Source organism: Streptomyces sp. NPDC088400 (assembly GCF_044753355.1).
Classification (GTDB): Bacteria; Actinomycetota; Actinomycetes; order Streptomycetales; family Streptomycetaceae; genus Streptomyces.
Window position 1 is genome coordinate 141,641 of record NZ_JBIVMZ010000002.1, and the last position, 11,168, is coordinate 152,808.

Annotated in this window: 8 protein-coding genes; all 8 read left to right on the forward strand. The window is 70.0% G+C overall.

The window, feature by feature from the left end:
• Positions 1 to 379 precede the first annotated feature (379 nt).
• The 8 genes from ACIQD6_RS05645 (at position 380) to ACIQD6_RS05680 (ending at position 11,166) form a co-directional block, all read left to right on the forward strand.
• Positions 380 to 898 carry a helix-turn-helix domain-containing protein gene (locus tag ACIQD6_RS05645; protein ID WP_401878464.1) on the forward strand — a complete coding sequence of 173 codons (519 nt, stop codon included), beginning with the start codon at positions 380 to 382 and terminating at the stop codon, positions 896 to 898.
• A 119-nt stretch (positions 899 to 1,017) separates the two neighbouring features.
• Complete coding sequence (locus ACIQD6_RS05650) at positions 1,018 to 2,829, forward strand: gamma-glutamyltransferase family protein (RefSeq protein ID WP_401878467.1); 1,812 nt, start codon at positions 1,018 to 1,020, stop codon at positions 2,827 to 2,829.
• 144 nt (positions 2,830 to 2,973) lie between these two features.
• Positions 2,974 to 3,834 (forward strand): inositol monophosphatase family protein, encoded by an 861-nt coding sequence (locus ACIQD6_RS05655; RefSeq protein ID WP_401878469.1) that lies wholly within the window; start codon positions 2,974 to 2,976, stop codon positions 3,832 to 3,834.
• Positions 3,835 to 4,040: 206 nt separating this feature from the next.
• A complete protein-coding gene (locus ACIQD6_RS05660; protein ID WP_401878472.1) occupies positions 4,041 to 5,462 on the forward strand; it encodes a phytoene desaturase family protein in 1,422 nt (473 codons plus the stop codon).
• A gap of 557 nt (positions 5,463 to 6,019) precedes the next feature.
• The gene (locus ACIQD6_RS05665) at positions 6,020 to 7,006 is read left to right on the forward strand and encodes a 3-oxoacyl-ACP synthase III family protein (protein ID WP_401878475.1); all 987 of its coding nucleotides are present in this window, start codon (positions 6,020 to 6,022) and stop codon (positions 7,004 to 7,006) included.
• A 58-nt stretch (positions 7,007 to 7,064) separates the two neighbouring features.
• On the forward strand, positions 7,065 to 8,723 hold the full coding sequence (locus ACIQD6_RS05670) for a hypothetical protein (RefSeq protein ID WP_401878477.1): 1,659 nt from the start codon (positions 7,065 to 7,067) through the stop codon (positions 8,721 to 8,723).
• Between the two features lie 5 nt (positions 8,724 to 8,728).
• Positions 8,729 to 9,841, forward strand: coding sequence for a Gfo/Idh/MocA family oxidoreductase (locus ACIQD6_RS05675; RefSeq protein WP_401878478.1), 1,113 nt, complete (start codon positions 8,729 to 8,731; stop codon positions 9,839 to 9,841).
• An 11-nt stretch (positions 9,842 to 9,852) separates the two neighbouring features.
• Complete coding sequence (locus ACIQD6_RS05680; RefSeq protein ID WP_401878480.1) at positions 9,853 to 11,166, forward strand: B12-binding domain-containing radical SAM protein; 1,314 nt, start codon at positions 9,853 to 9,855, stop codon at positions 11,164 to 11,166.
• Positions 11,167 to 11,168 lie beyond the last annotated feature (2 nt).

Here is an 11,168-nt window from a genome sequence, read left to right on the forward strand (position 1 = left end):
CACTGGCCTGCTCGCGCCCATCCGCGCGAGGTACAAGCCTGGCAGCTGTGGTGCTACGGCGCGACCAGGGACCGACGGGTCACCGGGCCGACGACACGAACGCCGACCGCTCACACTCACGGTGGCGAACGGCGTTAACAGGAATCCCTGTTGACGTACTCGGCGAGTAACGGACCTTGGAGGCTGGCGTGCTTCCCTTTTTTGTCTCCGGCTCAGGAGGCGAGTGCGCTTCAGTAGGTGTTTCCCCTATCACTGAATGACGGTCGAACCAAACCTCGAAATCTTCGGATGCTGGTCCCTCCCGCCTGTTGCTTGCTTCTGCCGTCGGCGGAAAGCCGTATGGCCGCCATATCGGCGGCGCCCACCCTGGAGACACGTCATGCGAAACCACTCAGAGCCCAAGGCCGAGGCCGCTTTCCTGAACGTCCAGAACGCGGCGAAGGACATGGGGATTTCGGTCAACGTTCTTTACGTCTGGCGCCACCGTAGGCAGGGGCTGCCCAGCTTTAGGATGGGGCCCGGTGGTCGCGTCATGTACACCAGGAACCCACTTGATGCCTGGCTCGCCGAACAGCAGCAGGCTGATTCGCGATCGAATCAGGATCTCAATCCTCTGAACAAGGCGCCGCAGGACACCGAGAACCGGAAGCCCGCACCGGCCAAAGCGGGCATGGTTCCGCCGCTCGCCAAGGGATTGAAGCCTTGGCAGTGGCAGACGGCGTCGAGGGACGGTTTCCATGTGCTGAGGCACACATACGCCTCCGTCCTGGTGGAGGCCGGGGGAGTCCGTGGCGACTCCGGCCAGGCGGCTGGGGCACTCGTCACCGGCCATCACTCCCGACCACTCCGCCCACTTCATGCCGGAGACGGGGAAGAAGCGACGACGGGTGGTCGATAGTCTGCTCACCGATCAGCCAGAACGAGAACCGAGGCCAGACTCCCCAGAAACTCCCCAGGGGGCGTCGTGAGCGCTGATCGGTCCCATGGACTCCGACACAAGCGCAGGTGAGACGCGGTATGTTCACGACCCGACCGACTCTCCAGGGCACCTTCGGCATGGTGTCCTCCACCCACTGGCTCGCCTCGCAGTCCGCGATGGCCGTGCTGGAGGACGGGGGCAACGCCTATGACGCCGCCGTCGCCGCCGGGTTCGTGCTTCATGTCGTCGAACCGCACCTCAACGGCCCCGCCGGTGAAGTGCCGATCATCCTCGCGCCCGCCGGCGGAGACGTCCGGGTGCTGTGCGGCCAAGGCCCCGCCCCCGAGGGCGCGACCATCAGCCACTACCGCTCCCTCGGTCTCGAACTGGTCCCCGGTACCGGGCCGTTGGCCGCCGCCGTGCCCGGTGCCTTCGACGCCTGGATGCTGCTCCTGCGTGACCACGGCACCCGGTCCCTGGGCCAGGTCCTGCGGTACGCCATCGGCTACGCGGAGGACGGCCACGCGCCCGTCGAACGGGTCGGCCAGACCGTCGAGACCGTCCGCGAACTCTTCGAGACGGAGTGGACCTCGTCCGCCGACGTCTACCTCCCCGGCGGCCGGGCACCGGCCCCGGGGGAGCTGTTCCGTAACCCCGCGCTCGCCGCGACCTGGCGCCGGCTGCTGGCCGAGGCCGAGGCGGCCGGCGAGGACCGGGTGGTCCAGATCGAGGCCGCCCGCGCCGTGTGGCGCGAGGGTTTCATCGCCGAGGCGCTGCTCCGGCAGTCGGACCGGCCCACCATGGACACCAGCGGTTCGCACCACACCGGCACCCTGACCGCGGCCGATCTGGCGGGCTGGTCCGCGACGTACGAGGCGCCCGCCACGTACGACTGGAACGGCTGGACCGTGTGCAAGGCGGGCGGCTGGAGCCAGGGCCCCGCCTTCCTCCAGCAGCTGGCCCTGCTGCCGTCCCCCGCCGCCGAACTGCCGGAGTACGGCTCCGCCGCGTACGTCCACCTGCTCATCGAGGGCTGCAAGCTCGCCATGGCCGACCGGGAGGCCTGGTACGGCGACGCCACCGACGTGCCGCTCGCCGCGCTGCTCTCCGAGCCGTACAACACCGGGCGCCGCGCGCTCATCGGCGACCGGGCCTCGTACGAACTGCGCCCCGGCAGCCCCGAAGGCCGCGCCCCCGTCCTCAGCGCCCACGCCGGCGCCGTCTCCACGGGCGAGACCGGATTCGAGGCACTGGGCCTTCCGGCGGCCGGGGCGGGCGAGCCGACCGTCGCCAAGGACGGCGGCACCCGGGGCGACACCTGCCACCTCGACATCGTGGACCGCTGGGGCAACATGATCGCCGCCACCCCCAGCGGCGGCTGGCTCCAGTCCAACCCGGTGGTGCCCGAGCTGGGCTTCCCGCTGGGAACCCGGCTCCAGATGGCCTGGCTGGACCCCGGCCTGCCGAACTCCCTCACCCCCGGCCGCCGGCCCCGTACCACCCTCACCCCGTCGATCGCGCTGCGTGACGGCATACCGGTGATGGCGTTCGGAACGCCCGGTGGCGACCAGCAGGACCAGTGGCAGCTGCACTTCTTCCTGGCGGTCGCCCTGCGCGCGTCCGTACGCGGCGGGCTCGACCTCCAGGGCGCCATCGACGCACCCAACTGGCACAACGACAGCTTCCCCGGTTCTTTCTATCCGCGCGGGATGCGGCCGGGCAGTGTGACGGTGGAGGCGGGGATGGACCCCGAGGTCGTCTCCGAGCTGCGCCGGCGCGGTCATGACGTGACCGTGGGGGACGCCTGGTCGGAGGGGCGGCTGTGCGCGGTCGCGAGGGACCCGGAGACCGGTGTCCTGTCGGCCGCCGCCAACCCGCGCGGGATGCAGGGGTACGCCGTGGGCCGCTGAATCGGGGGTACGCCTTGTCGGCCGCTGTCCCCTCGGCCGCTGCCCCTTCGGCCCGGTCATGGACCCGTCCCCGCCACCGTGATCTCCGCCTCCCGCACCCGACCTGTCCCCCTGCCCGTCACACCGGCGTGATTGGCTGGGGGCATGATCGATGACTCTGTGTACGGAACGGTTCCCCTGCCGGGAGCGGCCCAGGGACCCCGCGTGTCCGCCGTCGAGGCAGCGGTCCGCGCCGCTGCCGCCGCCGAGATCATGCCGCGACACCGGCAACTCGCCGCGCACGAGATCATCGAGAAGAGCGGCCCGCACGATCTCGTGACCATCGCGGACCGGCGCGCGGAGGAACACCTCACCGCCGCCCTCACCGCACTGCTCCCGGGCTCTCTGGTGGTCGGCGAGGAAGCCGTCCACGCGGACCCGGCCGTGTACGGCGCGCTGCGCGGCGACGCTCCGGTCTGGATCGTGGACCCGGTCGACGGCACCCGCCAGTTCGTCCGGGGCGAGCCGGGCTTCTGCACCCTCGTCGCCCTCGCGCAGGGCGGCGAGCTGCTCGCGTCCTGGACGTACGCGGCGGCCCTGGACGAGATGGCGATCGCGGTACGCGGACGGGGCGCGACGCTCAACGGGACCCCGCTGCGTTCCGGCGCGCCCGCACCCGGCCAGGTCCTGGAGGTCGCCATGTCCCATCCGGACTACACCACGGACGCACAGAAGCGCGCCCTGCTGGGCCTGCGCACCGAGGGCATCGCCCCTCGCGCGTGCGGCTCCGCGGGGCTCGAATACCTGGCGGTCGCCCGGGGCGCGCTCGACGCGGTGGCCTTCAACTGGGAACTGGCCTGGGACCACGCGGCCGGGCTCCTGCTCGTTACGGAGGCGGGCGGCGCCCAGATGACGCTGTCGGGCGAGCCGTACCGCATCACGGGTAGCAACGCGCTCCCCTTCACCGCGGCCCGCGACGTGGCGACGGCCCAGCGGGTACGGGAGTGCCTGCGGGCCGGGGCCTGAGCCGGTGCCTGGGCCGAGCCTGATCCGCGGCGGGCCGTCGTGGAGGTCAACGCCGAGGAGTTCAGTGCTCGGGGGTTCGGCGCCGGGAAGTTCAATGCCGGGAAGTTCAATGCCGGGAAGTTCGACGTCGTGGGCAGGACCGGGGCCCGGAGTGTCGGTGCCCGGGAATATCCTTGGGCTTCGTCGGCTGACAAAGGAGTCCGAAGGTGACGTCGATGCTCGATGCCGTCGTCGTGGGGGCGGGGCCCAACGGGCTGACCGCCGCGGTCGAGTTGGCCCGGCGTGGCTTCTCCGTGGGCGTGTTCGAAGCCCGGGACACCGTGGGCGGGGGCGCCAGGACGGAAGAGCTCACGCTCCCCGGCTTCCGGCACGACCCGTGCTCCGCCGTGCACCCGCTGGGCATCGGTTCGCCCGTGTTCAAGACCATGCCCCTCGCCCGGTACGGACTTGAGTGGCTGCACCCCGAGCTGCCGATGGCGCACCCCTTCGACGACGGTACGGCGGCCGTGCTGTCCCGTTCGGTCGCCGAGACGGCCGCGTCGTTCGGGCCGCGCGACGCGGGCGCGTACCGGCGTCTGGTCGCGCCGTTCCTCGGCAAGTGGGACACCCTGGCCCATGACTTCATGTCCTTGCCGCTGTCCGCGCTGCCACGCGATCCCGTCACCCTCGCCCGGTTCGGCCTCGCCGGGCTGCCTCCTTCGACCTGGCTGTCGATGCGGTTCCGCGACGAGCGGGTGAAGGCCCTGTTCGCCGGGCTCGTCGCCCATGTCATCGCCCCGCTGAGCGGTGTCGCCACCGGAGCGGTCGGCCTCATCTTCGCGCTCGCCGCGCATGCGGGAGGCTGGCCGCTGGCGCGCGGCGGTTCCCAGTCGATCTCCGACGCCCTCGCCTCGTACCTCCGTGACCTGGGCGGCACCGTCCACACCGGATACGAGATCAAGCGCCTGGACGACCTGCCGCCCGCGCGGGCGTACGTCTTCGACACCTCACCGACCGCCCTGGCCCGGATCGCGGGCCTCGGCAGGGCGTACGACGGCTACCGCTACGGCGCGAGCGTCTTCAAGCTCGACTACGCGCTGGACGGCCCCGTGCCGTGGACGGCCGAGGCGCCCCGCCGCGCCGGCACCGTACAAATCGGCCCCACCGCCCGGGACATCGGCCTCGCGCTGCGCCAGGCCACGAGCGGGCGGGCACCCGATTCCCCGTTCCTGATCACCGCCCAGCCCAGTGTGGTCGACGCGTCCCGCGCCCCCGAGGGCAAGCACGTCTTCTGGGCGTACGGCCATGTCCCGAACGGCTGGGAGGGCGACTTCACGGAAGCGATCGAGCGGCAGATCGAGCGCTTCGCCCCCGGTTTCCGCGACCGCGTCCTGGCCCGCGCCACCGAAGGCCCGCCCGAGCTGGCCGCCCGTAACGCCAACTACGTCGGCGGGGACATCGCGACCGGCGCCGCCACCGGACTCCAACTGCTGCTGCGTTCCAAGATCTCCCTGTCTCCGTACACCACCTCGCATCCCGCCGTCTTCCTCTGCTCCTCCGCGACCCCGCCGGGCCCGGGGGTGCACGGCATGTCCGGGCACAACGCGGCGAAGGCCGTCTGGCGACGGCTGCGCGAGGTCCGGGCCTGAACACGGCTCCGGGCCACCTGAACCGGGCCCCGGCAGTCATCTCCATCGGGCGCTGATCTCGGTTCCGGGATCCATGACGCCTCGCCGCACGCCCGCGTAACCGTCGCTGTTCGAGCCCGAGTTGGGCGTACCGATCTCGGCCTTCAGCGTCCTGCCCGCTGCCGGGCGGCCTCGCTCTGCCCTCCAACCCCTACCGCCTCGCCTCGCCGTCATCCCCTGCCGCCGTACCGCCATTCCCCTTTACCCGCTTGGTATTTGACGATCCGTCAGCCCCCGCGCATGGGCTCGATATCCGACGGCTGATCCTCCCCGGGCGCGACCCCAGTAGGGGCTGATAGGGGTTGTAAGGGGATGAGCTTCCGGTGCCGGTTTTCGTAAGGTGGATTTGCCGAAGGGAACACAGAGGCAGCGCGTCCAGAATTTTCCCGAACCGCAAGGGGACGGTAGCTGTTGCCTCTTTGTTGTCCTTCCGATGATGCGTACTCGACATCCCATTCTTCTCCAAGGGGGACGAGCGGCAAGGATTTTCCAGTGCTGAGGAACCAGGGAGGTTGGGAATGCCCGTCGGTATCTTGGGGCTTGGGTTTCACGTTCCCGAAGTGATCGTCGACAATTCGCTCATCAGTAAGTGGGCGGACGTTCCGGAAGACTGGGTGGCCCGGCGCACCGGCATTTACGAGAGGCGTTACACACCCGCCGGAGTGGCGACTTCCGACCTCGCCCACGAGGCGGTCACCGACCTGCTGAGCAGGGCTCCCGGGGCCGAGCGGGACATCGGTCTGGTGATCGTCGCCACCGCCACCCCGGATCAGCCGCAGCCCGCGACGGCCGTGGCCCTGCAGAGCAAACTGGGTCTGGAGGCGGCGGCGGCCTTCGACGTCAACGCCGTGTGTTCCGGGTTCGTCTACGGGCTGACGATCGCCGGCGCGCTGCTCTCGTCGTCCGCCGCCTATGGCACCCACGCCCTCGTCGTGGGCTCGGACATGTTCTCCTCCGTCATGGACCGCGGCGACCGGAAAACCGTCAGTCTCTTCGGTGACGGCGCCGGCGCCGCGCTGCTCGGACCGGTGCCGGAAGGCTACGGAATCGGCGCTTCGCGGATGGTGGCCCACGGCAGCCTGCGCTCCCTGGTGGAGGTGCCGGCCGGCGGCACCAGAAAGCCGTTGACCCCCGAGGCGCGTGCCGCCGGGGAGCATCTGTTCAAGATGGACGGACGGCCCGTCACCGAGTACGCGCTGCGGACGCTTCCGGAGATCATCGGCGCGGCCGTGGCGGACTGCGGACTCTCGATCGAGGACATCGACCAGTTCATTTTCCATCAGGCCAATGTGCGGCTGCTGGAGAAAATAACCTCCGAGCTGAAGCTCGATCCGGACCGTGTTCCCATAACGGCCGCGGAGTACGGAAACACCGGAGCGGCATCCATTCCCATCACCATGCGGAAGGCGCAGATGCGCCGGCCGTTCCAGCGCGGTGAGCGAATTCTCCTTGCGGCAGTCGGGGGCGGGATGACAGCTGCGGCAACTGTTCTGACGTGGTTCTAGACCTGTCTCCTTCTGGACAGTCATTTGCATTTGATCGCGCTTGAGAAGAGGTTGGAAAGTGGCAGTCTTCGAAACCGATTCGGTACGTGACGCTGTCGATGGCCGGGGGGCCGACGAGCCGCCCGAGGGTCTGTACGAGGTGCTGGACGGCCGGATGACCTGCGACCAACTCCACGACGTCATACGGTCGGTGGTCTACGACGAGGGCCGGTCTCCGGAGGAGCCGAGGCTGGAGGTCCTCAAGCCCGGGAACTTCCGCGTCTATCTGGGCGACAGCTGCCTGGAGATCCGCAGCCAGGCCCTCCCGGACGTCGCGCCCGACACCCTCGACCACATCCTGCCGGCGGCGGGCAGCAGGCGGGTGCTTCTCACCACCTCGGGTCCGCTGCCCGACGAGGTGCGTGCCGTATTCGTCCGCCTGCTGGAGAAGCTGACCCTCCGGGGCCAGTGCTACAGCGAAGCCGAGATCGACTCCATCGTCCGGGCCATGCCGCTGGTCGACCGGTACGCCACGAAGGAACCCTCCCTCGCCAACTGGGCGTTGATCTTCCGGGACCACTACGTGGAGAACAGCGTCGGCTTCCTCCTCGGCATGGAGCGCGCCGGTCTCGACCCGGACTGGGTCTTCGCCCTCTCCAAGGGGGACCGCACCCTGCACCGCAGCCGGGTCCACGCCTGGTTCCTGAACCACGGTTACCTGAGCGACGTCCTGGACAACTCGGTCATCAACGGCTCGGCGGACACGACCGCCCAGGCGTACGCGCTCGCCGTCAACGAACGCGTCAACGGCTTCATCCGGCAGGCGCACGCCGCCGGCCGCAAGGTGATGGTGATCGACGACGGCGGGCTGCTGGCCCAGGGATACGGCGCGGACGGCGTGCTCACCGAGTACATCGACGCCGCCCTCGAACTGACCGTGAGCGGTCTGAAACGTATCGCCAACGCCCCGGGCAAGCTGTCCATCCCCGTACTCAACATGGCCCGGTCCCGGCTGAAGACGATGCTCGGCTACAACGAGATCGCGGACTCCTGTGTCCGCCGGCTGCGCGCCATCCTCCCCGGCGAGAAGTTCATCGGCCGCCATGTGCTGATCCTCGGCTTCGGCACGCTGGGAGGGCGCGTGGCGCACGCGCTGCGGGCCCTCGGCTGCCGGGTGAGCGTGGTCGACACCGACATCCTCGCGCTCATCACGGCCGCGGAGCACGGCTTCGAGACGTACCGCACCGCCGCCGAGGCACTGCGCGGCCACTCCCCGTTCCTGGTCATCGGCGGTACCGGAGAGCTCGCCATCACGGCGGCGGATCTGCCGCTGCTGCCCGACGGTGTGTATCTCGCCGGGTTCGCCACGAAGGACTTCAGCCTCCTCAGCGAGGGATCGACGGGCATCGAGTCGACCGTGGTCCCGTACGTCGGGGTGCGCTACATCCTCCCCTCGGGGGCCGCGGCCACGGTGCTGGGCGACGGCCGCTCGCTCAACCTCTTCGAGTACGAGGGGATCGCCAACCGCGGCTACGACGCCTACCGGGCGGGCACGCTGATCGCGGCCAAGACCCTCTGCCGGGACCTCGACTCACTCGGACCCGGCCTCCACCTGGAGCCGGTGGACCAGGCCATCGACGAGGCCGAACTCTTCAGCGCCTACTACGGGGAGTACCTCTCCGGAACACAGCAGCGAACGGCCGCCGCCGAACCCGCTTCGACCACCACCGCCTGGTAGCGCGCATGTCCAGGACACACGTGTGCGTGGTCGGCCACGGGGTCGCCGGCCGACTGCACGAACGGCTGCTGAGCCGCCTCGGGTTCACCGTCACCGTCGTGGACCCCGTCACCGAGGTGCTCCCGGCGGACGCGCAGCCCACCGAGGCGCCCAAGTACCGCCGCATAGCGGACGTACCCCATGACGCCCCGGTCGACGTGTGGTCGGTGTGCTCGCCGACCGCCACGCACCTGCGGACCGTGGCCGAGGTGCTCGACAGGGATCCGGCGGCGCGGCTGCTGGTGGAGAAGCCGGTCTGCCGGTCCGGGGAGGGCCCCGTCCTCGCCGCGCTGCTGCGCCGGTACGAGCGGTCCCGCCTGGTGGTGATGAACCAGTACCGGCACGCCCAGGCCGTCCCCGTCCTGCGCGCGATGAAGGACGAGCTCGCGCCCGGGTATCCGGTGAGCGGCGTCCGGGTCGGATTCGGCAAGGACCGCAGGGAGGACATCGCGGCCGGCCGGTTCGTGGACCACGACTACGGCGTCTTCGGTTACGAATGGCTGCACATGCTCGCCCTGGTGAGCGGTGTGCTGCCGACCGGGACGTACGACCGGTACCTGCTCACCGACCCGTCCAAGCACGACGTCCGGGTGGCGGTCGACCGGGAACTGACCAGCACCGCCGCCCATGAGACCACCACGGTCGACGATCTCACCATCGAGCTGTACTCCACCATCGTGGGCCCCGACGCCCATCCGCTGGTGCCTTCGCCGAAATGGATGGCCCCGCCCCACGGGGGCACGGAGAGCAGACAGCGGCTGGTCGAGATCACCGCCGGTCCGGTCCGCTTCACCCTTGAGCTGGATCCCGTGACACTGCCCGGCGGCACCGCGCTGGAACGCAACACGCACCGGCTCTCCGTCGAAGGACCCGACCTCCGGCGCGAATGGTTCTTCCACGATTCCCCGATGGACAACGCGCTGCGATGGTCCATGGGCGCCCTGCTCACCGAACCCGGCCCGCCCGGGATCGACCTGCGGCCCATCTCCCGCATCAGCCGTCTGGCCGAGGTAGCCCGCGCTCGCGAAGCGCCGCTCCCCACGGCACATTCACCCGCCACCCCTTCCGCCCGTCTGTGAGGTCATGTGCCATGAGCCGAGTCTGCCTGGTGATCCCCAGCAACAAATTCGACCAGTACTTCATCCAGGTCCCCCTGGACATCCTTATGGCCGCAGGCCAGTTGCGCGCCGAAGGCCATGAAGTCAGCATCTGGGACCAGCGGTTGCAGGACGCGCCCCCCGTCGGGGACGAGCCCGACATCCTGCTGATCTCCTCCGCCATCGCCGACCGGGCCCAGTGCTACCCGCTGGACCTGGGTCCGATCAGGATCGCCGCGGACACCGCGAAGGCCCGCTTCCCGAACGCCCGTACCGTCGCCATCGGGCCGCACGGCACCCACCTTCCGCACGCGACCAGGCTCGACCTCGATGTCCAGCACGTCGCGATCGGTGAGGCGGACTCGGCGGCCGTCCAGGCCGTCCGCAGCCTGGGCGCGGGCGTGACGGCGCCGGTCCTGTCCGCCGACACCATGGCCGTGTCCCCCTCGTCGCTCCCCATCGTCGGGGACCGCCTGAAGCCCTACCCGAACATCCCCCTGGAGGAGTTCGCGCTCCCCGCGTACGACCTGGCGCCCATGCGGGAGTACACGGCCGAGGTCATCGTCGACGGCCTGCCCCAGCCCGGCCCCTGCGGAATGGTGCTGGCCGCCCGCGGCTGCACGTACGGCTGCACCTTCTGCCACCTGCCGTTCGGCAACCGCATGCGGGTCCAGCCCGTCGACCGGGTGATCGCCGAGGTGGAGGCCCAGCAGGCGATCGGCCTGGAATTCCAGTTCTTCCTGGACTACGTCTTCGGGATCAACAAGACCTTCTACACGGACATCTGCCGGCGTCTGCGCGGCCAGGGTGTCGGCTGGGTCGGCCAGACCCGGGCCGAGATCGTGCTGAAGAACGATGTCACCGAGTGGGCCAAGGCGGGCTGCCAAGGCATGTGGCTGGGCGCCGAGTCGCCCGCCGTGGCGGGCACGGGCGTCCACAAGCGGGTCACCGAACAGCAGATCCGTGACGCCGTGCTCAAGCTCAAGGACGCCGGGATCACCCCGTTCGCGTTCATCCTCCTCGGACTCCCCGACGACGACGCCTGCATGTCGGACTGGCTGGTCGACTGGGCGGGGGGCATCCCCGCGTGGTTCGGCATCAACCAGCTGTTCCTGCGGCCCGGGACCAGCCTCTACGACCAGCTCGCCCCCCAGCACAACGGCGGTGTGGTGCCCGCGAGTTGGCAGGAGATCCAGCGGGTGACCCAGCAGTACCGGGAGAGCTACCCGGCGGACCTGGACGACCAGGAGCGTCGTCTCACCGCGCTGCCGAACTACCTGGGCAACGCCATTGTCCCGGTCGGGTGATC